This window comes from Goekera deserti, assembly GCF_010685995.1.
Lineage (GTDB): Bacteria > Actinomycetota > Actinomycetes > Mycobacteriales > Geodermatophilaceae > Goekera > Goekera deserti.
Genome location: NZ_JAAGWK010000008.1, coordinates 138523 through 160036, shown reverse-complemented (window position 1 = coordinate 160036; position 21514 = coordinate 138523). Strand labels below are relative to the sequence as shown.

General features: G+C 76.0%; 18 protein-coding genes. 6 read left to right on the top strand and 12 right to left on the bottom strand.

Annotation, left to right across the window (positions count from 1 at the left end):
* Nucleotides 1–41: 41 nt before the first annotated feature.
* From G1H19_RS04110 to G1H19_RS04095, 4 genes are read right to left on the bottom strand one after another with little or no spacing between them, the layout of a single operon-like run.
* A complete protein-coding gene (locus tag G1H19_RS04110; RefSeq protein WP_152730331.1) occupies nucleotides 42–878 on the bottom strand; it encodes an ABC transporter ATP-binding protein in 837 nt (278 codons plus the stop codon).
* A complete protein-coding gene (locus G1H19_RS04105) occupies nucleotides 875–1990 on the bottom strand; it encodes a FecCD family ABC transporter permease (protein WP_162393285.1) in 1116 nt (371 codons plus the stop codon). The genes G1H19_RS04110 and G1H19_RS04105 overlap by 4 nt, the downstream gene beginning before the upstream one ends.
* The gene (locus G1H19_RS04100) at nucleotides 1987–3057 is read right to left on the bottom strand and encodes a FecCD family ABC transporter permease (protein WP_152730330.1); all 1071 of its coding nucleotides are present in this window, start codon (nucleotides 3055–3057) and stop codon (nucleotides 1987–1989) included. Before G1H19_RS04100 ends, G1H19_RS04105 begins: the two co-directional genes overlap by 4 nt.
* Before the next feature lie 28 nt (nucleotides 3058–3085).
* The gene (locus tag G1H19_RS04095) at nucleotides 3086–3676 is read right to left on the bottom strand and encodes a TetR/AcrR family transcriptional regulator (RefSeq protein WP_152730329.1); all 591 of its coding nucleotides are present in this window, start codon (nucleotides 3674–3676) and stop codon (nucleotides 3086–3088) included.
* 108 nt (nucleotides 3677–3784) lie between these two features.
* Between G1H19_RS04095 and G1H19_RS04090 the strand changes: the two genes are divergently transcribed.
* Nucleotides 3785–4978: an acyl-CoA dehydrogenase family protein gene (locus G1H19_RS04090; protein WP_152730328.1), complete on the top strand. Its 1194-nt coding sequence runs from the start codon at nucleotides 3785–3787 to the stop codon at nucleotides 4976–4978.
* A gap of 163 nt (nucleotides 4979–5141) precedes the next feature.
* Here the strand turns inward: G1H19_RS04090 and G1H19_RS04085 are convergent, their stop codons facing one another.
* Nucleotides 5142–6260 carry an NDMA-dependent alcohol dehydrogenase gene (locus G1H19_RS04085; RefSeq protein ID WP_152730327.1) on the bottom strand — a complete coding sequence of 373 codons (1119 nt, stop codon included), beginning with the start codon at nucleotides 6258–6260 and terminating at the stop codon, nucleotides 5142–5144.
* Nucleotides 6261–6434: 174 nt separating this feature from the next.
* On the opposite strand from G1H19_RS04085, the gene G1H19_RS04080 reads away from it, so the two are divergent.
* On the top strand, nucleotides 6435–6704 hold the full coding sequence (locus tag G1H19_RS04080) for a DUF2277 domain-containing protein (protein ID WP_152730326.1): 270 nt from the start codon (nucleotides 6435–6437) through the stop codon (nucleotides 6702–6704).
* Between the two features lie 204 nt (nucleotides 6705–6908).
* On the opposite strand, the gene ilvA is transcribed toward G1H19_RS04080, so the two are convergent.
* Both ilvA and G1H19_RS04070 read right to left on the bottom strand, forming a co-directional pair.
* Complete coding sequence (ilvA, locus tag G1H19_RS04075; RefSeq protein WP_235928225.1) at nucleotides 6909–8222, bottom strand: threonine ammonia-lyase IlvA; 1314 nt, start codon at nucleotides 8220–8222, stop codon at nucleotides 6909–6911.
* Nucleotides 8223–8236: 14 nt separating this feature from the next.
* On the bottom strand, nucleotides 8237–8782 hold the full coding sequence (locus G1H19_RS04070) for a CGNR zinc finger domain-containing protein (RefSeq protein WP_152730324.1): 546 nt from the start codon (nucleotides 8780–8782) through the stop codon (nucleotides 8237–8239).
* A gap of 81 nt (nucleotides 8783–8863) precedes the next feature.
* On the opposite strand from G1H19_RS04070, the gene G1H19_RS04065 reads away from it, so the two are divergent.
* On the top strand, nucleotides 8864–9823 hold the full coding sequence (locus tag G1H19_RS04065; protein ID WP_162393286.1) for an EamA family transporter: 960 nt from the start codon (nucleotides 8864–8866) through the stop codon (nucleotides 9821–9823).
* Between the two features lie 64 nt (nucleotides 9824–9887).
* On the opposite strand, the gene G1H19_RS04060 is transcribed toward G1H19_RS04065, so the two are convergent.
* The 3 genes from G1H19_RS04060 to G1H19_RS04050 form a co-directional block, all read right to left on the bottom strand.
* Complete coding sequence (locus G1H19_RS04060) at nucleotides 9888–11705, bottom strand: SigE family RNA polymerase sigma factor (protein WP_152730323.1); 1818 nt, start codon at nucleotides 11703–11705, stop codon at nucleotides 9888–9890.
* A gap of 208 nt (nucleotides 11706–11913) precedes the next feature.
* Nucleotides 11914–12849 carry an oxygenase MpaB family protein gene (locus G1H19_RS04055; RefSeq protein ID WP_162393287.1) on the bottom strand — a complete coding sequence of 312 codons (936 nt, stop codon included), beginning with the start codon at nucleotides 12847–12849 and terminating at the stop codon, nucleotides 11914–11916.
* 101 nt (nucleotides 12850–12950) lie between these two features.
* The gene (locus G1H19_RS04050; protein WP_152730322.1) at nucleotides 12951–13832 is read right to left on the bottom strand and encodes an SDR family NAD(P)-dependent oxidoreductase; all 882 of its coding nucleotides are present in this window, start codon (nucleotides 13830–13832) and stop codon (nucleotides 12951–12953) included.
* 207 nt (nucleotides 13833–14039) lie between these two features.
* Here G1H19_RS04050 and G1H19_RS04045 point away from each other — a divergent pair, with 207 nt between their 5' ends.
* Nucleotides 14040–14537, top strand: coding sequence for an Lrp/AsnC family transcriptional regulator (locus tag G1H19_RS04045; RefSeq protein ID WP_152730321.1), 498 nt, complete (start codon nucleotides 14040–14042; stop codon nucleotides 14535–14537).
* Nucleotides 14538–14547: 10 nt separating this feature from the next.
* Here the strand turns inward: G1H19_RS04045 and G1H19_RS04040 are convergent, their stop codons facing one another.
* Nucleotides 14548–15579: an ABC transporter substrate-binding protein gene (locus G1H19_RS04040; RefSeq protein ID WP_152730320.1), complete on the bottom strand. Its 1032-nt coding sequence runs from the start codon at nucleotides 15577–15579 to the stop codon at nucleotides 14548–14550.
* Nucleotides 15580–15695: 116 nt separating this feature from the next.
* Between G1H19_RS04040 and G1H19_RS04035 the strand changes: the two genes are divergently transcribed.
* Together G1H19_RS04035 and G1H19_RS04030 are read left to right on the top strand one after the other, a co-directional pair.
* Nucleotides 15696–17381, top strand: a complete 1686-nt coding sequence (locus tag G1H19_RS04035; protein WP_202925967.1) for an ABC transporter ATP-binding protein — start codon at nucleotides 15696–15698, stop codon at nucleotides 17379–17381.
* Nucleotides 17378–19114 (top strand): ABC transporter ATP-binding protein, encoded by a 1737-nt coding sequence (locus G1H19_RS04030; protein ID WP_162393288.1) that lies wholly within the window; start codon nucleotides 17378–17380, stop codon nucleotides 19112–19114. The genes G1H19_RS04035 and G1H19_RS04030 overlap by 4 nt, the downstream gene beginning before the upstream one ends.
* Nucleotides 19115–19229: 115 nt before the next feature.
* On the opposite strand, the gene G1H19_RS04025 is transcribed toward G1H19_RS04030, so the two are convergent.
* Nucleotides 19230–21359: a putative bifunctional diguanylate cyclase/phosphodiesterase gene (locus G1H19_RS04025; protein WP_152730319.1), complete on the bottom strand. Its 2130-nt coding sequence runs from the start codon at nucleotides 21357–21359 to the stop codon at nucleotides 19230–19232.
* Nucleotides 21360–21514: the final 155 nt, after the last annotated feature.

Genomic DNA, 21514 nt, shown 5'->3' with positions numbered 1-21514 from the left:
ACACGAGCGATATATCTCCGGCGGGGGTGCCGCCGGCGCGGTCAGCGGTTCAGCCGGCGGACCGGGACGACCATCGGCGTCCCGGTCACCGGGTCGGGCACGACCCGGGCCTCGAGGTCGAAGACGTCGGCCAGCAGCTGCTCGGTGAGCACCTCCGCCGGCGTGCCCTCGGCCACCAGCACGCCGTCCTTCATGGCCACCAGGCGGTGGGCGTAGCGCGCGGCGAGGTTGAGGTCGTGCAGCACGACGACGACGGTGCGCCCGCGCTCGGCGTGCAGCCGGGCCACCAGCTCCAGCACGTCGATCTGGTGGGAGAGGTCCAGGTACGTGGTCGGCTCGTCGAGCAGCAGCAGGTCGGTGCCCTGGGCCAGCGCCATCGAGATCCAGGCCCGCTGGCGCTGCCCGCCGGACAGCGCGTCCACCGGCCGGTCGGCGAGCTCGGCCATGTCGGTCCACTGCAGCGCCTCGGCGACCACCGACTCGTCGTCGGAGGACCACTGGCGCAGCCAGCTCTGGTGCGGGTGCCGGCCGCGGGCCACCAGGTCGGCCACGGTCAGCCCCTCGGGCGCCACCGGTGTCTGCGGGAGCATGCCGAGCACCCGGGCGACGTCCTTGGTGGGGGTGCTGGTGATGGCCCGGCCGTCCAGGACCACCTGGCCCGACGTGGGGCGCATGAGCCGGCCCAGGGCGCGCAGCAGTGTCGACTTGCCGCAGCCGTTGGGCCCGACGATCGCGGTGAAGGAGCCGTCGGTGAGCTCCAGGTCGAGCCGGTCGACGACGACGTCGGCGCCGTAGGCCAGCCGGACGCCGTCGGCGGCCAGCCGGACCCGTCCGGGGCCCCGGGCGGTGGTGGTGCGGTGCGGGATCGTGGCGGTCATCGGACACGGCTCCTTCGGCTGACCAGCAACCAGATGAGGTACGGCGCCCCGAGGACGGCGGTGACGATGCCCACGGGGAGGGCGACGGGCAGGACGGTGCGGGCCACCAGGTCGGCGCCGACCACCAGCAGGGCACCGAGCAGTGCCGAGGCCAGCAGCGGCGGCCGGGAGCCGCCGGTGAGCCGGACCGCGATCTGCGGCACGACCAGGGCGACGAACTGGATCGGGCCGGCGGCCGCCACGGCTGCGGCGGCCAGGGCCACCGCGACCAGCAGCACCAGGGCCTGCGACCCGGTGACCCGGATGCCCAGGCTGCGCGCGGTGTCGTCGCCGAACTGGAGGGCACCCAGGGTGCGGCTGAGCACCAGCGCGGCCGGCAGCAGGACGGCGAGGGCCAGGGTCAGCGGCAGGGCCTGGTCCCAGCCGCGGGCGTTCAGCGAGCCGGTGATCCAGACGTAGGCGGCGGTGGCCTCGGCGATGTCCGCGCGCACCAGCAGCCAGTCGGTGAGCGCGGTGCAGATGGCCGAGATGCCGATGCCGACGAGCACCAGCCGGTAGCCGTCGATGCCGGTCCGCCAGGCCAGCAGCACCACCAGGGCGGCAGTGGCCAGCGCGCCGACCAGCGCGGCCAGCGGCAGGCCGGCGCCGCCGAGCAGCCCGGCGGCGGCGGAGCTGCCGCCGCCGAGGGCGAGCACGGCCACCGCGCCGACCGAGGCGCCCTGGGTCACGCCCAGCACGTCGGGGGAGGCCAGCGGGTTGCGGGCGAAGGTCTGCACCAGCGCCCCGGACAGCCCGAGCGCGATGCCGACCAGCACGCCGACGACCACCCGCGGCGCCCGCAGCTCCAGGACGATGAACTCCGCCGCCGGGTCGCCGAGCCCGACCATGGTGCGCAGCACGTCGGTCAGCGCGATCGGGTAGTCGCCGCGGCCGATGCTCAGCGCGGAGACCAGCACGAGCAGCGCCAGGACGACCACGGGCACGGTGAGCTGGCGGCGGCGGTAGGTGGCCGACAGCGGCCCGGCCCGCAGCACCCGGCGGGGCCGCTCCTCCGGGTGCCGCTGCGGGGGCTCCGGGGTGCCGGACCGGGGCGTGACCTGGGTGGCGGTCACAGCGCGGCCAGCCGGCGGCGGCGGATCAGGGCGATGAAGAACGGCGCGCCGACCAGCGCCAGCACGATGCCGACCTGCAGCTCGCCGGGGCGCACCACCACCCGGCCGATCACGTCGGCGACCAGCAGCAGCGCGGCGCCGAGCAGGGCCGCGTACGGCACCAGCCAGCGGTGGTCGGGGCCGGTGAGGGAGCGGGCCACGTGCGGCACGACCAGGCCGACGAAGGCGATCGGCCCGCAGGCGGCGGTGGCCGCGCCGGTGAGCAGGGTGATGCCGGCGATGCCGGTGCCGCGGGCCAGCCAGATGCGCTGGCCCAGCCCGCGGGCGACGTCCTCCCCCAGTGCGAGGGTGTTCAGCGCCGGCGAGTTGACCAGCGCCAGCACCAGCCCGACGGCGATGAACGGGCCCACCTGCCAGGCGACGTCGGCGTCCCGGCCGGCGAGCGCGCCGACCACCCAGAAGCGGAAGCTGTCCAGCGTCTGCTGGTCGCTGATCAGCACCGCGCGGACCAGGGCGTACAGCAGGTAGGTGAGCGCCGTGCCGGCCAGCGCCAGGTTGACCGGGGTGGCACCGCCGCGCCCGCGCGAGCCGATGGCGAACACCACGATGCTGCCCAGCAGCGCGCCGCCGAAGGCGAACCAGACGTACTCCGCGGGCGAGCCCACCCCGAGCAGCGTGATGGCCAGCACGACGGCGAACGAGGCGCCCGCGGCCACGCCGAGCAGGCCCGGGTCGCCCAGCGGGTTGCGGGTGTGGCCCTGCATCAGCGCCCCGCCGGCGCCCAGCGCGAGCCCGACGAGCACGCCCAGCACGGTGCGCGGGACCCGCAGTTCCCGGACGATGACGGCCTCGTCGCTGGTGAGCGTGGAGTCGGTGAGCGCCTGCCAGACCGTGCCCAGCCCGATCGACCGGGCGCCGACGGCGACGCTGAGCGCCATGGCGAGCACGACCAGGCCGAGCAGCAGCAGGAGCCCGCCCCCGCGGCCCGCCGAGCCGCCGAGCAGCCCGGCGCGGGGGGCCTGGTCGGCGGTGACGGCCGCGGGGCGCGTCGTCGTCCCGGCTGCCATACGGCCTCCTCGATCGGTCAGGGAAGGCTCACCTTACCGGTGGGGCGACTCCTGCGGTGACCAGGGCGGCGAGCTCGCGGTAGGCGGCGGCGTCGTCCAGGCCGGTGGCGGTGGCGATCTCGCCGCGGTGGATCGCACCCATGACCTGGGTGACGGCGGCACCGACGAAGGCCGCGTGCACCGGCCGGATGGTGCCGGCCCGCACTCCGCCGGACACCAGCTGCCGCACCCGCCCGGCGGCCAGCTGGGTGTTGCGCTGGTAGATCTCCCGGGTGGGCGCGAAGGCGGACATGTCGGCGAAGAACGCCGCCGACGCCGGGCCCAGCTGCTCGCTGACCGCGAGCAGGTACTCGCCCAGCTGCCGGCGGTGGTCGGTCGGGCCGGCCGCGCGGCTCTCGACGGCGAGCGTGGCCCGCTGGAAGAACCGCCGGACGGCGGCGACGACCAGCTGCTCCTTGCTCGCGGCGATGCCGTAGAGGGTGGACTTGGAGCAGTGCAGGCGGCGGGCGATCTCGTCCAGGGTGAGGTGCCGGAACCCGTCGGCGAGCACGACCGCGACCAGCTGGTCCAGTACCTCGGCGCGCCGGGCCGTACCGCGCAGGGTGCCCGTGCTGGTCATCGGTCCTCCTCGGCGGCTCCCGGCACCGACGGAGCGGTACTGCGTACAGTCCGACAGTACTGATCCGCGTCCGCCGGCCCATCGGGTGGACCGACCTGGGGGTGCTGCATGCCGGTCCGTCGACTCGTCCCGACCCAGGAGGCCGCCGACCTCCTCGAGCTCACCCGGGACCTCGCCCGGTCGGAGCTGGCGCCCCGGGTCGTGCAGGCGGAGGCGAGCGAGACCTTCCCGCGCGAGGTGTTCCGCACGCTGGGCCGGGCGGGCCTGCTCGGCCTGCCCTACGACGAGTCGGTCGGCGGCGGGGGCCAGCCCTACGAGGTCTACCTCCAGGTGCTGGAGGAGATCGCAGCGGTGTGGGCCAGCGTCGGCGTCGGGGTCAGCGTGCACGGGCTGTCCTGCTTCGGGCTGGCCACCGTGGGCACGCCGGAGCAGCAGCGCTGGCTGCCGGAGATGCTGGCCGGTGAGCTGCTGGGCGCCTACTGCCTGTCCGAGCCGCACGCCGGCTCCGACCCCGCCGCCATGCGCACCCGCGCCGTCCGGGACGGCGACGAGTACGTGCTGACCGGGGAGAAGGCGTGGACCACGCACGGCGGGCAGGCCGACTTCTACAAGGTCATGGCCCGCACGTCCGACCACCGCTCGCGCGGCATCTCCTGCTTCCTGGTGCCCGGTGACGCCCCCGGGCTGTCGGCGGACCCGGCCGAGCACAAGATGGGCCTGACCGGCTCGACGACGGCCACCATGCGGTTCGAGGGCGTGCGCATCCCGGCCGAGCGGCGGCTCGGCGAGGAGGGGCAGGGCCTGCCGATCGCGCTGGCCGGCCTGGACGCCGGCCGGCTGGGCATCGCCGCCGTCGCCACCGGCCTGGCACAGGGCGCGCTGGACGACGCGGTGGCCTACGCCAAGGAGCGGGAGACCTTCGGCAAGCCGATCATCGACCACCAGGGCCTGGGCTTCCTGCTGGCCGACATGGCCGCGGCGGTGGAGACGTCCCGGGCGATGACGCTGCACGCCGCCCGGCTCAAGGACGCCGGCCTGCCCTACGGCCAGCAGGCCTCGATCGCCAAGCTGGTGGCCACCGACAACGCGATGAAGGTGACCACCGACGCCGTCCAGGTGCTGGGCGGCTTCGGCTACACCCGGGACTTCCCCGTGGAGCGGTACATGCGCGAGGCCAAGGTCATGCAGATCTTCGAGGGCACCAACCAGATCCAGCGCCTGGTGATCAGCCGGGCGCTGGCCACCGGTGTCACCGGCGCCACCACCGTCCTCGGCGCCCCCCAGCCCGCGCTCGTGAGCTGAGACCGACGGCGCGGAGCGCCCAGGCCCCGGCCCACGAGCCAGCTGGAACGGCCCCGCTGCAGGGACCCGCCGCGAGCTTGCTCGTGGTGGGGGGCAGCGGGAAGAAGGACCCCCGTGCCCCCCGGGGCGAGCTGACGCTCGCCCCGGGCCCCTGCACGGCGGCCTAGAAGACGATGACGCCGCGGATGTTCTTGCCGGCGTGCATGTCCTCGTAGGCCTCGGTGACCTGGTCGAGGGTGTACTCCTTGGTGATCAGCTCGTCGAGCTTGAGCTGACCGGCCTGGTACATCGCCAGCAGCCGCGGGATGTCGGCGTGCGGGCTCATCGCGCCGATGATCGCGCCCTGCAGCCGCTTCTGCATGAGCGTCAGGTCGAACATCGAGATCGGCGCCATGTCGGCCATGCTGCCCAGCCCGGTGGCGACGACGGTGCCGCCCTTGCGGATCGACGCCAGGCCCTGAGCCGGGTGCTCGGGCTTGAGCACGCCGACGGTGATGATGCAGGAGTCGGCCCCCTGGCCGTTGGTGATCGACTGGACGAACTCGGTGGCCTGCGCGATGTCCTCGTAGGTGTGCGTGGCGCCGAACTCCTGCGCCTTCTCCCGCTTGAAGGGCGTCGGGTCGACGGCGACGACGTTGGTCGCGCCGGCGGCCACCGCACCCTGGACCGCGTTGATGCCGATCCCGCCGATGCCCATGACGATCACCGTGTCGCCGGGCTTCACGCCGGCCGCCTTGACCGCCGAGCCGAAGCCGGTGGGCACCCCGCAGCCGACCAGCGCCGCGGACTTCAGCGGGATGTCCTTGTCGATCTTGACGACCGACGCGACCGCGGCCGTCGTGTACTCCGAGAACGTCGAGATCCCGCACATCTGGCCGACGTCCTGGCCGTCCAGGTGCATCCGGAAGTCGGTCGGGTCGTCCGGCCGGGAGCCCACCAGCAGGTTGGCGCCGGTGTCGCAGAGGTTGAAGTCGCCTCGCCGGCAGGCCGGGCACCGCCCGCACGAGGGCACGAAGGAGAAGACGACGTGGTCGCCCTCCTCGAAGCCGGGGGTGTCCGGGCCGACCTTGGTCACCACGCCGGCACCCTCGTGTCCGCCGCAGAAGGGGTAGGTGAACACCTGGAGGTCACCGGTCTGCAGGTGGTCGTCGGAGTGGCACAGCCCGGAGGCGGCCAGCTTCACCTGCACCTCCCCGGTGCGCGGGTCGTCGAGCTGCAGCTCGACGGTCTCGTAGGTCCCGGGGGACGAGCGGATGATCGAGGCGCGGGTCGTGACGGGCATCGTTGCTCCAGTGCGGTCTCGTGGCACCCGGTGTCAGGTGCTCGAGCCGGAGCGTAGATCGCTGCACGCCCTGTGGGGTGATCGGGGTCACGCCGATCGGCTCCATCGCAGGGACCGGCCGTTCGCGGAGCGGACGGTGGGGGGCGACGGGGTCCTCCTCCTACGCTCGGCGCCATGTGCCGCAACATCCGGACCCTGCACAACCTCGACCCCGGCACCACCGACGACGAGGTGCGTGCCGCCGCCGTGCAGTACGTGCGCAAGGTGAGCGGGTACGCCAGGCCCTCGCAGGCCAACGCTGCCGCCTTCGACCGTGCGGTGGCCGAGGTCGCCGCGGTCACGGAGCGGCTGCTGGCCGAGCTGGTCACCTCGGCGCCCCCGCGGGACCGCGAGGTGGACGCCGCCCGCGCCCGCGAGCGCGCCGCCGTGCGCTACGCCCGCTGAGCCGGGCGCGGCGCGTCCGGCAGGATGCGCCGGGGCGGGACCTCCGACCCTGCCGGGAGTGCCGGTCGGGGGCTACGGTCAGGCCACGGCACCTCCGCGGCCGGCCGCGCGACGGGCTCAGGTCCGGCGGTTCTGCAGACAGCCGCCGGGCCGCTCGGCCCCGTGCAGGGTCCCGCCGCGAGCCCGCGAGTGGTGGGGTGTCGCTCAGACCAGGAAGCGGTAGGCCGTCGTCCCGGGCGCCAGGTGCTGGATCCGCAGCGGGCTGTCCTCGATCCGGCGCAGCAGCGCCGGCAGGCCGTCCACCGAGCCCAGCTCGATGCCGGTCAGCGCCGCCCCGGTCTCCCGGTTGTCCCGCTTGACGTACTCGAACAGCACGATGTCGTCGTCCGGGCCGAGCACCTCGTCGAGGAAGCGCCGCAGCGCACCCGGCTCCTGCGGGAACTCGACCAGGAAGTAGTGCTTCAGCCCGCGGTGCACCAGCGAGCGCTCGACCACCTCGGCGTACCGGCTGACGTCGTTGTTGCCCCCGGACAGCACGCACACCACGGTCGAGCCGGGGTCGACGGTCACCGCGCCGGACGCCACGGCGGCCGTGGCCAGCGCCCCCGCGGGCTCGGCGATGACCCCGTCGACCTGGTACAGCTCCAGCATCTCGGTGCAGATCGCGCCCTCGGGGACGGCGACCAGCTCCGCGCCGCAGTCGCGGACCAGCGGGAAGGTGACGTCGCCGACCCGGCGCACGGCCGCGCCGTCGACGAAGGTGTCCAGGTCGGCGAGCTCCACCGGGCCGCCGGCGGCCAGCGCCGCGGCCATGCTGGCCGCGCCGGCGGGCTCGGCACCGACCAGCCGGGTCTCCGGCGCGTGCTCGCGCAGCCAGCTGCCGCAGCCGGCCAGCAGTCCGCCCCCGCCCACCGGCAGGACGACGACGTCCGGGGCGTGGCCCGGCCGGCTGCCCTGACCCCGAACCTCTGCCAGCTGCTCCAGCACCTCCACGGCCACGGTGGCCTGGCCGGCGACGGTCGAGACGGCGTCGAAGGCGGGCACCAGCGTCGCGCCGGACTCGGTGGCGTACGCCAGCGCGGCGGCCGCTGCCTCGTCGTAGCTGTCGCCGACGACGACCAGCTGCACCCACTCCCCGCCGAGCGCGGCGATCCGCTGCCGCTTCTGGCGGGGCGTGGTGCGCGGCACGAAGACGTGGCCGCGCACGCCGAGGGTGCGGCAGGCGTACGCCACGCCCTGGCCGTGGTTGCCGGCGCTGGCGCACACCGCGCCGGCGGCCCGGCCGGCGGCGTCCAGCCGGCTGATCGTGTTGTAGGCGCCGCGCACCTTGTACGAGCGGCCCACCTGGAGGTCCTCGCGCTTGACCCACACCGCAGCACCCGTCAGCGCGGAGAGCCGGGCGTGCCACTGCAGGGGAGTGCGCTCGGCGACGCCGGCCAGCCGGTGCACGGCCGCGGTGACGTCGGCGGAGGTGACGGCGGCGACGTCGGCGGAGGTGGTGGTGCGCACGTCGGTCACCGGCCCATCCTCGCTCAGCCGGGCCGGGAGGCGGCGGACCGCGCGCGGTAGGCGGCCACGTGCTCGCGGTTGGCGCAGGTCTCGTCGCAGAACCGGCGGGAGCGGTTGCGGGTCAGGTCGACCAGCACGTCGGCGCAGTCCGGCCGGGCACAGGTGCGCAGCCGGGACAGCTCGCCGGCCCGCACCAGGTCGGCCACGGCCGTCGCGGCCTCCACGGCCATCCGGATCTCCAGCGGCGCGTCATCGGAGGTGGCGTGCACGTGGTAGCCCCAGTCGTCGTGCCGGACCAGCTGGGGCAGTGCCCGCCCCTCGCGCAGCAGCCGGTTGACCAGGGCGACCACCTGGTCCTCGTCGCCGGACCACAGCCCGCGCAGCACCGGCCGTAGCGCGCGCACCCCGGCCAGTTCCTCGTCGTCCGCGCGCAGCCGGCCGGTCCAGCCCTCGGCGGCCACGAAGGCGGCCAGTGCGGGCAGGTCGGCGAGCCCGTCCGGTGGGCCCAGGGTGTTCACCAGGGCCGCGGCCGCCGACAGGCCGGCCTCGGTGTCATGGGCGAAAGCCATGATCACACCTTACAGCTGCTAGGGTCAGGCACAGGTCAGGAGCGTCGGGCTCGTGACCACTGACAAGCGAGGTGGTGCGACGTGGACCGTCGATCCGGCTGGCTGCTCGCCCTGCTGTCCGCGGCGGCCTTCGGCACCTCGGGCGTGTTCGCCAGCGCGCTGCTGGACGCCGGGTGGACGGCCGGCGCCGCCGTCACCGTGCGGGTCGGGGTGGCCGCCCTGGTGCTGAGCCCGCTGGCCCTGCTGCAGCTGCGCGGGCGGTGGTCGCTGCTGCGCGGCAACCTCGGCGGCGTCCTCGCGTTCGGGGTGTTCGCGGTGGCCGGGTGCCAGCTGACCTACTTCCTGGCGGTCTCCCGGCTGTCGGTGGGCGTCGCGCTGCTGCTCGAGTACTCGGGCGTGGTGCTGGTGGTGCTGTGGGCCTGGGCGCGCACCGGGCAGCGGCCGTCGGCGGTCACCACCGCCGGCGTGGTCGTCGCCGTCGGCGGGCTGGTGCTGGTGCTCGACGTCGCCAGCGGCGCCCGGATCGACGCGCTCGGCGTGGTCTACGGCCTGCTCGCCGCGGTGGGCCTGGCGGTCTACTACGTGGTCTCCGGCCGCACCGACGACGCCCTGCCGCCGCTGGTCACCGCGTGGGCGGGGATGGCCGTGGGCGCCGGCGTGCTCGGCCTGTCCGCCGCCGTGCAGCTGCTGCCCTGGTCCAGCGGCACCGCCGACGTCGTGCTCGCCGGCCGGACGACGAGCTGGCTGGTCCCGGTGCTCGGCCTGGCGCTGCTCGCCGGGTCGCTGGCGTACGCGTCCGGTGTCGCGGCGGTGCAGCGCCTGGGCTCGCGGCTCGCCTCGTTCACCGGGCTGACCGAGGTGCTGTTCGCCGTGCTGTTCGCATGGGCCGTGCTGGACGAGCAGCCGGGGGTCGTGCAGGGCATCGGTGCCGTGGTGGTGCTGACCGGGATCGTGCTGGTCAAGCTGGGGGAGCGGCCGGTGGTGGCCGCGGTCGACCAGGTGGGCCCGGTCGACCTGCCGGTGGACAGCGCCCGCCGCTGACCGACCGGGCCGGTGGTCGACGGGCAGAGGTGCCGGCGCGCCCCGCGGGTCGGCACCGGGTCGCTCAGATCTGCAGCGGGTCGGCGCCCGGGTCGAGCGTGATCACCTGGCCACCGACGTCCACCCGGTCCACCGACCGGGTGTCGTCCACGACCGCGCCCCAGCCGCCGGGCAGCGGCAGCACGGCGGGGGGCACGGTGCCGGTCGAGGCGGACAGCGTCGCGTCGGGGGTGCCCGCCGGTGCGGCCACCACGACCAGTGTCGGGTCGGCCGTGGACTGCGTGTCGTACAGCGAGCACCCGGCGGCGACCACGAGCGTGTCCAGGTCGGTGCCCGCCGGGTGCAGCGCGGAGCCGCACGAGGCCAGGCTGCTGCCGTTCGCCTCGACCCGGACCCAGCCCGCCGCGGTGACCACCGCTCCGTTGGGCAGCGTGACGGCGACGACCACGCCCTCCGCCGACATGGCGCCCTCCGCGGCGAACGTCCCGGAGCCGAGCACCGTCACCGTGACGTCGTCGCCGGACCAGCCGGTGGCCGAGGTGGCGGAGTCGGCCACGTGGTGCACGGCGTCCGCGCTGACCACGGTGCCCGATCGCGGGGGCGGGGGCGGGGGTGGCGCCGGTGCAGGCGTGGACCAGGACCCGAAGGAGGCGAACCGCGGTTCCGAGGTGACGCCGTCCCGGGTCACGGTGAACCGGACCCCGGCGGCCGTCGTCCGGACGATGGGGGTGGCGGCCACGCCCCGGCTGGTCTCCACCGGCCGGTAGGAGCGGCTCGCGGTGCCGTCCGGGGCCACGTCGACGCCGGGGCTGATCGCGATCTCGTCGTCCCGGCCGGCCAGCACCAGGACGGCCAGCGCGCCGTCCGCCTCGGCGGTCAGGCCCAGTGCCCCGTCTGCTGTGGCGGAGGACGACATCGAGGCGACCTCCAGGTCCGCGGCCGGCGTGCCGGCCGGGCCGGTGAACAGCCGGCTCTCCACGCTGCCCGGTGACCGGGCTGCGACCAGGACCCACCGCAGCCCGGCGGCGTCGCCGGCGAACACCACCCGCCGGTCCGAGCTCTCCTCGGGTGATCCCGGCTCGCGGGCGAGCACGGCGTCGAGGAAGGCCCGGTCGTCGGCCAGCGAGCCGCGGGTGGGCGCGCCGTACAGGTCCCCGAAGTCCGGCAGTCGCGGGCCGGCCGGCGGGGCCGAGGCGACGGACGAGCCCTGCGGTGTCGCCGGCCTGTCCGGCGCGAGCACGGCGCCGGCGACCAGCGCCACCGCGACCGCCGCCACGCCCACGGCCCGCCGGCGGCGCCCGGCGACCCGGTCCCGCACGCCGCTGACGGCGGCCTCGTCGTCCAGCGTGCTGTGGTCGCCGAGCGCGGCCAGGCCGTCGAGCCGGGCGCCCAGCGCGGACGGGTCGGGCACCTCGGCTGCGAGCTCGCGTTCGGCTGCGGCCAGCAGGCCGGCGGGGTCGGGCTCGCCCAGCAGCCGGCCGACGTCCGCCGCGGCGAGCCCCTCGTGGTGCCGGAGCACCACGGCGGTGCGGGCCCGGTCCTCCAGCCGGTCCAGCGCGGCCAACAGCCGGTGGGCGGCCTCTGCGTCGGCCTCGGCGACCCACCACGGCGCCGCCGAGGCCCCGGTCACGGTGCCGCCCCCGCGGGACCACCGGCCCCACCGGCCGAGGTGGGCCCGCACCAGCCCGGTGAGGGCGGCGTCCCGGCGCGCGCCGGCGTCCGCGTCGTGGGGCAGCCGCCGCCACACCGGACGCGCCGAGACCAGCGCCCGGGTGACCAGGTCCGCGGCCGGGGCGTCGGCACCGGTCAGCAGGTACGCGGTGGCCAGCAGCGGGCGCCGCTGCTCGGCGACGAACCGGTCGAGCGACGGTGCCGGGTCCACGATGTCTCCTCGCCTCCCGGGCGCGGCCGGCGCGCTCAGGAGCAGTGTGCCCCGAGCCCGGTGCCGGGTGTCCGGTGCCTGCTCCCCCAGGCCACCTGCGCGCCGCCCGAGGATGACGCGGCGCACGACCGCTGGGCGGGAGCCCGCGCCGGCGTGCTCCCCGTCCCACCCGGACCCGCCTCGCTGCGGTCGGAGCCGACCCCGGCGGTCACCCCGCCCAGGCGGGGGCCGGGCCGATGCCGACCCGGTACCGCGCCGCCTCCTCCGAGGGACTGTGGCTGCCCAGCGCCAGCTGCAGCCCGCGCAGCTGTGCGCGGGTGACGGCGAGCTGCCCGCGCTCGGGCAGACCCCGCACGCCCCGGCCGGGCACGCCGGCCAGCGGGGCGACGGTGGGGGAGACGAGCAGGGCCGCGGCGGCGCTGAGTCCCCGGTAGAACAGCTGCTCCGGCGGGCTCAACCCGGGCGGGCCGGCGAGGAACCGGCGCAGGTCGGCCGGCACCGGCTCCAGCACCGGCGCGTACGCGGCCAGCGCCTCGGCCAGCTCGCTCTCGCTGGACGGCAGGTCGGTGGCGCCCAACCGCTCGGCGCTGCGCGCCCACTCGGCGACGTACGTGTCGGGCCAGCGCGGGCCGAACCGGCCGCGGAGGTCCCGGCCCACGGCGGCCTGTGCGGCGAGGAAGGCGTCGGTGAACGCCAGGTGCACCCAGCGCAGCAGGTCCGGGTCGCCGGCCGAGTAGGCCCGGCCGTCGTCGGTGGTGCCGCGCACCCGGGTGTGCATGCCGCGGACCCGCGCCGACTCCCGCTCCGCCAGCTCCGCCGAGCCGAAGGTGCTCACCACCAGCCAGCGGGCGGTGCCGGCCAGTCGCGCCCAGGGGTCGAGCTGGTAGGCGGAGTGCCGTTGCACCCCGGCCAGCGCCAGCGGGTGCGCACCCTGCCCGAGCAGGGCGCCCACCCCGCCGACCAGCGTCGACAGGTCACCGTGCACGTGCCACACCACGCCGTCCGGCTCGAACCAGCCCTCGCCGGTGCCGACCAGGGCGATGTCACGCACCCAGTCCGGCGCGCCGGTCGGGTCCCCGGACACCCGGGCGCGGAACGCCCGGCGGGCGAGGTCGGGCAGGTTGCTCGAGGGCAGCGACGGCACCGAGCCCAGGATGCCACCCTGCCCGCGCCGACCTGTCCTGCTCCGGCCCGGACGGGAGCCGGTGGGCCCCGGCCGCCGGGGCCCGTCGACGCCGGCAGCGGTCAGATCGCGCGCCAGGGGCCGCTGGTCCGCTCCTGGTCCGGCACCGGTGCGAAGACGTTGCCGTCGGTGGGCGGCACGCTGTCCCGGGCCATGCCGAACACCTTCAGCAGCGGCCCGACCAGCGCGTCGTACACCGGTGGCAGCAACCGGAACCCGGCGATGACCAGCGGGTTGGCGATCCCCGCCTGCTTGAGCCTGCGCGGGTGCCCGACCCGGTCCAGCACCGCCCGGGCCACGCGTTCGGGGGTGTACACCGGCGGCGGCGGGTGTCCGGTGTTCCCGAGCACGGTCGCGGCCTGGTAGTAGATCGGGGTGTTGACCCCGCCGGGGGCCACCGCCGACACGTGCACGTCGGGTGCGTCCCGGGTCTCCTGCTGCAGGGTGCGGATCAGGCCCAGCTGGCCCCACTTCGCGGTGCAGTAGGCGCCCATGGTCGGTGCGGTGACCGACGCCAGCAGCGAGCTGACGATCACCAGGTCGCCCCGGCCGCGGGCCCGGAAGGCCGCCAGGGCGGGCCGGGCGACGTTCGCCGTCCCGTGCACCGCGGTGTCCACGACCTGCTCGAACACCTCCGGCGACAGGTCCTCCACGCGCCCGTAGGCCATCACCGTCGCCGCGTGCACCACCAGGTCCAGGTGGCCGAAGGCGCTGACCGCGCCCTCGACGGCGGCGGTCACCCCGGCCCGGTCGTTGACGTCCACGGCGGCCACCTCCACGGCGCGGGCGCCCGCGGCCTTGCACTCCTGCGCAGCTTCGGCCAGCGACTGCTCGCTGCGGGCGAGCAGCACCAGGCTGGCGCCCTGCTGCGCGAGCAGCACCGCCGTCGCCCGGCCGATGCCGCTGGAGGCGCCGGTCACGAGGGCAACCCGGTCGTCCGTCATCTGATCGTGCTGCTGCTGGGCCACCCGCTCCGCCTACCCCGCCTCCGTGGGCCCCCAATCCGCTTTCTGTACAGAAAGCGCAGGGGAGTTGCCCGGCAGGACCGGCAGGGACTCCCCGCCATGATGGCCAGCGTGGCGGGGAGGGCTACGCTCCGCGGCTGTCGAGAGGGGTCCGGACGACGGATCCGTCGTGGGGAGGGCCGGACGATGACGTCCCGCGAACAGCGGCCGGTGGTGCTCGACGACCTGTCGCGGGCCATCATCGAGCAGCTCCAGGAGGACGGGCGCCGCCCGTACGCCCGGATCGCCGAGGCGGTCGGGCTGAGCGAGGCTGCCGTCCGGCAGCGCGTGCAGCGGTTGCTGGACGCCGGGGTGATGCAGATCGTCGCGGTGACCGACCCCCGGCAGGTGGGCTTCGCGCGGCAGGCGATGGTCGGCATCCGTACCCACGGGGACACCCGCGTGGTCGCCGACGCCCTGGCCGGGTTCGAGGAGGTCGACTACGTGGTCATCGCCGCCGGCTCGCTGGACCTGCTGGTGGAGGTGGTCTGCGCCGACGACGACCAGCTGCTGGACACGGTCAGCCGGATCCGTGGCGTCGCCGGCGTGGAGTCCACCGAGACGTTCCTCTACCTCGGCCTGCGCAAGCAGACCTACGCCTGGGGCACCCGCCGGCCCGAGCAGACCGGGGACGCCGTCCTCTGACGGCTCCGGCTCAGGCCAGCGTGTCCGCGGCCCGGGTGACGAGGTCCAGCCCCAGCTGCACGTTCAGCGGGCCGAACACCGACAGGCCCTGCGCCAGCTCCCCCTGCGGGACGACGACGACCCGGCCGGCCTGCACCGCGGGCAGCTGCGCGTACAGCGAGAGCCCGGCGAGCTCGGTGGAGGCGGCGGCGCCGGCGCTGTAGTCGACCACCAGCAGCACGTCGGCCGGGGCGAGCCGGCCGATCTCCTCGATCGAGTACTCGACACGCGGCTCCTCGGGGGTGGCCGCGGCAACCAGGTCCTCGACCAGGCTGAAGCCGGCCCGCTGGAACAGGTCGACGGTCGGGATGGTGGCGTCGCCGAAGACGTAGAACGCGGTGGTGTCGTAGACGGCGAAGACCCCGACGGTGGCCCCGGCCAGGTCGCGGTCGGCCAGGGCGGCGGCGATGGTGCGGTCGGTCTGCTCGATCAGCTCGTCGGCCTCGGCGCGCAGGTCCAGCGCGTCGCCCACGATGCGCAGGTTCTGCCGCCAGTCGAAGGACGCCACCTGGAGCACGGGGGCCAGCGGCGTCAGGGTGTCCCGCGCGTCGCCGATGAAGGTGTCGCCGATGATCAGGTCCGGCCGGCTCGCCGCGATCGCCTCGATGTCGGGCTCCTCGCCGACCGGCAGCCGCTGCACGTCCGCGCCGGCGTCGCCGAGCCCCCGCAGGGCCTGCTCGTGCCACGGCCAGGACACCGTGGGGCTGCCGGTGTACTCGGCGAAGTCGCGCAGGCCCATCTGCACCGGCGCGACGCCGAGCGCGAGGACGGCGTCCAGGTCCCACACGTTCTGCCCGCACGCGATGCGGCGGGGGCGGGTCGGGATGACGACGTCGACGCCCGCGCCGTCGGTGACCGTGCGCGGGTAGGCGTCGTCCCCGCCGCCGGCCGCCTCGCGGGCCTCGTCGGTGCCGCAGGCGGCGAGCAGGGCGGTGAGCGCGAGGCCCGCGCCCAGCAGCGTCCGGCGGGTGATCGGGCGCTCGGGGGCGATCAGGGTGCTCATCGGACTCCTTCATGATCATCGAGAGAAGGGCAGGCTAACCTGACCGGGTCGCACGCAGGGTGGTCGCCTCGACCAGGGCCCGCGCGACCCACCACATCGACGACGGGAGACCCCGGGTGCCGACGACGGCTCGCGCCGTGCTGCGCCGGGCGCTGCGCCGGCACCCCCGCCGGCTGGGCACCGCGGCCGTGCTGCTGTCGCTGCACCAGGCCTGCGAGGCGCTGGTGCCGGTGGCCATCGGGCTGACCATCGACCGGGCGGTGGCGACCGGGTCGCTGCCGGCGCTGGCCGCCTGCCTGGGCGGGACGGCGGTGCTCTTCCTGGTGCTCTCGCAGGCCTACCGCTTCGGCGCGCGGGCGGTCGTGGCGGCCTGGTACCGGGAGTCGCACCAGCTGCGGGTCGAGCTGGCCGGCCGGGTGCTCGACCCGCACGGCCTGCGCGGCGCCCCGGCCACCGGTGAGCTGCTGTCCATCGCCACCTCCGATGCCGAGCGCACCGGCCGGGTGTTGGAGGCAGCCGCGGTCCTGGTCGCCGGCACGACCGCGCTGGTGGTGTCCGCGGTGAGCCTGCTGCTGGTCAGCGTGCCGCTGGGCATCGGCGTGCTGGTCGGGACGCCGATGCTGGTCGGTGCGCTGCAGCTGCTGGCGCCGCTGCTCACCCGGCGCACCGCCGCCCAGCAGGCCGACGTCGCGCGCACCGCGGCGCTGGCCACCGACCTGGTGCAGGGCGTGCGGGTGCTGCGCGGCATCCGCGCCGAGGACGCCGCCACCGAGCGTTACCGGCGCACCAGTGCCACCGCGCTGCGCTCGACGCTGCGGGCCGCCGGTGCGGTGGGCGCCTACCGCGGGGCCACCGTGCTGGGCAGCGGGCTGTTCCTCGCCGCGGTGGCCGGCGTCGCCGGGGCGCTGGCGCTGCGCGGTGACCTGACCGTGGGCGAGCTGGTCACCGTCGTCGGGCTGGCCCAGTTCCTCGCCGAGCCGGTCGGCCTGCTCGGCTTCGCCGGGCAGAAGGTCGCCGAGGCGCGCGCGTCGGCGGCCCGGATCGCCGGGGTGCTCGCCCTGCCCGCCGCGCACGAGGCCGGGCAGGTGCCGCGGCCCGGCCCCGCCGAGCTGCACCTGCGCGACGTGCGCGCCGGCAGCCTGGCCGGGGCGACGCTGCACGTGCCGCCCGGTGAGCTGCTGGGCGTGGTGGCCCCCGACCCCCGGGACGCCGAGTCGCTGGTCGCGCTGCTGGCCGGGCGGCTGCCGGCCAACGAGGGGTCGGTGCTGCTCGACGGCGTCGACACCCGCGCCCTGGCGCCCGGGCACGTGCGCCGCGCGGTGCTGGTCGAGCCGCACGCCGTGGTCCTGTTCGAGGGCACGGTGCGCGCGGCCCTCGACCCGGCCGCCGAGCGCGACGACGCCGCCGTGCTGGCCGCGCTGGAGGCCGCCGCGGCCACCGACGTCGTCGTCCCGGCCGGGTTGGGGCTGCCGGTCGGCGAGCGTGGGCGGTCGCTGTCCGGTGGGCAGCGGCAGCGGGTCGGGCTGGCCCGGGCGCTGCTGCGCGACCCCGCCGTCCTGGTGCTACACGACCCGACGACCGCGGTGGACGCCGTCACCGAGGAGGCCGTCGCCGCCGGGCTGGTCGCGGTGCGGCACGACCGGGCCCGGCTGTGCCGCAGCACCGTCCTGGTGACCAGCAGCCCGGCGCTGCTGGGCCGCTGCGACCGGGTCGTGGTGCTCACCGGGGGCCGGGTCACCGCCACCGGCACGCACGCCGAGCTGACCGGCCGGGCCGACTACGCCGCGGCCGTGCTGCGGTGAGCACCTCGACGCCGCAGCCGGCCCTGCTGCCGGTGGCGACCGGCCGGCGGGCCGCCCGGGTGGTGGCTGCGCACCTGCGCCGCAGCCCGGGGCAGAGCGCGCTCACCATCCTGCTCGCCGTCGCCGCGGCCGGCGCCGGGCTCATCGCCCCGGCGGTGCTCGGCCGGCTGGTGGACGCCGTCCCCGACGGGGGCTCGGTGTGGCCGTTCGTGGCAGCGCTCGCCGGGGCCGCGGTGCTGGTCGCGGTGCTCACCGGGCTGTCCACGCTGCTGATCAGCCGGCTGGGGGAGACGGTGCTGGCCCGGCTGCGCGAGGCCGTCGTCGACCGTGCCCTGCACCTGCCGTCGGCGACGCTGGACCGGGTGCGCGGCGGGGACCTGCTCGCCCGGGTGGGCGACGACGTCGCCGAGGTGGCCGAGTCGGTCACCACCGGGCTGCCGCAGGTGATCGGTGCCGGGCTCACCGTGCTGCTCACCGTCGCCGGGCTGGGCGTGCTGGACGGGCGGCTGGCGCTGGCCGGGATCGCCGTCGTCCCGCTGTACCTGCTGGCGCTGCGCTGGTACCTGCCGCTGTCGGCCCCGCTCTACGCCGCCGAGCGGGTGGCGATGGGGGAGCGCTCGCAGGCGCTGGTCAGCTCGGTGCAGGGCGTGGACACGGTGCGGGCCTACGCCGACGAGCCCCGGCACCGGGCCGTGGTCACCGACCGCTCGGCCCGGGCACTGGAGCTGGGCCTGCGGGTGTTCCGGCTCTACAGCGACTTCGGCTGGCGGATGAACAGGGCGGAGTACGTCGGGCTCGCCGCGGTGCTCGGGGTGGGTGCCTGGCTGGTGCGCGACGGGGCGGTGACCGTCGGCGCGGTGACCACCGCAGCGCTGCTGTTCCACCGGCTGTTCGGCCCGCTGGGGCTGCTGCTGTTCACCTTCGACGACGTGCAGAGCGCCGGCGCGAGCCTGGTGCGCCTGGTCGGGGTGGCCGACCTGCCCGCGGCGGACCCGCCGACCCGAGTGCCCTCGCCGGCCCGGCCGGCCCTGGAGCTGCGCGGGGTGTCGCACCGCTACGAGGACGGCCCGCTCGTGCTGGACGACGTCGACCTGGTGCTGGCGCCGGGGGAGCGGGTGGCGCTGGTGGGCGCCAGCGGCGCGGGCAAGACCACGCTGGCCGGGGTGCTGGCCGGCTCGCTGACCCCGACGGCGGGCACGGTGCTCGTCGACGGCCGGGGAGTGGACGACCTGCGCGCGCTGGTCGGCCTGGTCAGCCAGGAGGTGCACGTGTTCGCCGGCACCCTCGCCGAGGACCTGCGCCTGGCCCGCCCGGGCGCCACCGACGCCGAGGTGGCCGCCGCGCTGGACGCCGTCGGGGCGCACTGGGTGGCCGCGCTGGCCGACGGCACCGGCACCGTGGTGGGCGAGGGCGGGCACGAGCTGACCGCGCCGCAGGCCCAGCAGGTGGCGCTGGCCCGGCTGGTGCTCGCCGACCCGCCGGTGGCCGTGCTGGACGAGGCCACCGCGGAGGCCGGCAGCGCCGGCGCGCGCGACCTGGAGGAGGCGGCGACGGCCGCGACCGCCGGCCGCACCACGCTGGTGGTCGCCCACCGGCTCACCCAGGCCGCCCGGGCCGACCGGGTGGTGGTGCTGGCCGCCGGCCGGGTCGTCGAGCAGGGCACCCACGCCGAACTGGTCGCCGCCGGTGGCCGGTACGCCCGCCTGTGGGCGGCCTGGACTGCCCGAGGCTGACCCCCGGTCGGTCCCGCGGGTCCGGTCGGTCCGGCGGGCTCGATCGGTCCGGCGGGCTCGATCGGTCCGGCGGGCTCGATCGGTCCGGCGGGCTCGATCGGTCCGGCGAGCTCGGTCAGTCCCGCGAGACCGACCCGGCCACGACGGTCGGCCGGGGGGCGGCAGCCTCGTCCAGGCACTCGGTGTCCCGCCCCTCGAACTCCGGTACCGGGTGCGGCCGGGCGATGTGGAAGCCCTGCGCGAACCCGACGCCACGCTCCCGCAGCAGGGCGATCGTGGCGTCGTTCTGCACGAACTCCGCGGTGACCTCCTTGCCGAGGCCGCGGGCCATGCCCACGATGGCGTCGAGCATCACCAGGTCGGTGCTGGACTCGGGCAGGTCCTTGACGAACTCGCCGTCGATCTTCACGCCGTCGAAGTGGAGGTGCTTGAGGTAGTAGAAGGACCCGAAGCCGCTGCCGAAGTCATCGAGGGCGAAGCGGCAGCCGGCGTCCCCCAGCCGGGAGGCCAGCGTCCGGGCCAGGCTGGTGTTGCCGACGGCCGCGGTCTCGGTGACCTCGACGATCAGCCGGGACGGGTCGAACGCCGCGCCGGACACCTGGTGGCAGATCCGGTCGATGAGCGCCTCGTCGGTCAGCGACGCACCGGAGAGGTTGATCTCCACGCTGCGGGTGTCCCCGGCGGCGTGCCGCAGCTCCAGCAGCTGGATCGCCCGGGAGAACACCCAGCTGTCGATGCCCTGCACCTGGCCGAAGCGCTCGGCCACCTCCAGGAAGTGCCCGGGCAGGACCAGCGAGCCGTCGGCGTCCACCATCCGCAGCAGCAGCTCCGACCGGTCGAACCGCCCGGTGGCGAGGTCCAGGATCGGCTGTTCCCACAGCTGGAAGCCGCCGCGGTCCAGCGCGTCGCGGACCCGCTCGGACCAGCTCAGCCGGGCGCGCATCCGGGCGGTCCCGTGCACGGCGCCGTCCGCGCTGGCGACCCGGTCGCGGCCGGTCTCCTTCGCCTCGTACATCGCGATGTCGGCCTGGGCGAGCAGCGCGTCGGCGTCCACCACGGCGTCGGTCGGCGAGATCATCGACACCCCGATCGAGGCGGCCGCGCGGACGGACCGGTCCATCACCTGCACGTGGGCCTCGTCCCGGAGTGCCTGCAGCAGCGACTGCGCGAGCGCCGAGGCGCCGGCCTCGGAGGTGTGCGGCAGGAGGACGCCGAACTCGTCGCCGCCCAGCCGGCCCAGCACGTCGGTGCTGCGCAGCCGGCTGGACAGCACGCTGGCCACGGTGTGCAGCAGCCGGTCGCCGGTGGCGTGACCGTAGGTGTCGTTGACGAACTTGAAGTGGTCGAGGTCGACGACCAGCAGCGCCGCGGTCTCGCCGTAGCGGTGCACCGTGGCCACCATCCGGTCCAGCTCCGCCCCGAACCGGTGCCGGTTGAACACGCCGGTGAGGGAGTCGTGCTCGGCCAGGTGGCGCAGCTGGCTCTCCCGGTGCCGGTCGTCGGTCACGTCCCGCACCTGGACGACGCAGTGCAGCGGCTGCCCGGCCTCGTCGTGGGTCAGCGAGATCATCACGTGGGCCCAGAACTCGTGGCCGTCCTGGTGCAGGTAGGGCTGCTCGAGCTCGACGCTCGGCTCGCGGCCGGTGAGCAGCTCGCGCAGCGCGTCCCGGGTGTCCTCCCAGTCCGTGCGGTGCACCAGCAGGTCGCGGTAGGCCGTCTCGCGCAGCGTCTGCTCGTCGCGGCCGACGAGCCGGCAGAGGGCGGGGTTGACCTGCAGCACCCGGCCCAGCTGGACGGTCTCCGGGTCCAGCGCGTAGAGGCCGACCCCGGCCGGGGCCTCGTCGAAGACGGTGCGCAGGTGCTCCTCGAGCTCGTGCAGCTCGCGGGCCTCGGTCTTGGTCATGATGCTCAGCGACAGCCGGTGGTGGGCGACGGCGATGAAGAGCCCGCCGCCCACCACCTGGGCCACGTGCGGCAGGACGTGCTGCCACAGTGCCGTCAGGCCGCTCCCGCCCACGGCCACCCCGTGCCCCGGGGCGGCCGAGGTCTCCTGAAGGGCGGCCACGGCGATCATCACGTGGGTCACCGCGCAGCCGGCGAAGAACGCCGCCGCCCCCCACCGCGCCGCCTGCACGGCCCGCCCCTGGCGCAGGGCCAGCCGGGCGAGCACCGGGACGACGCCGAAGGCGATCACCGCGTACTGGAGGGCCACGACCAGGGCGAGTGCGGCCACGAGCTGGTGCACGACGACCTCCGGGGCGCAGCGGGCTCACTCGCGGGCGGGTGTGCGCCGGAGGCCCTCTGCTCGGGCTCCGGAGAACACTAGCCGCTGCCGATTGATCACGGCCAGTCCGGCCGCCGGGTGTCGCAGCGGCCCGGGTCAGCCGTGGCCGAGCGTGC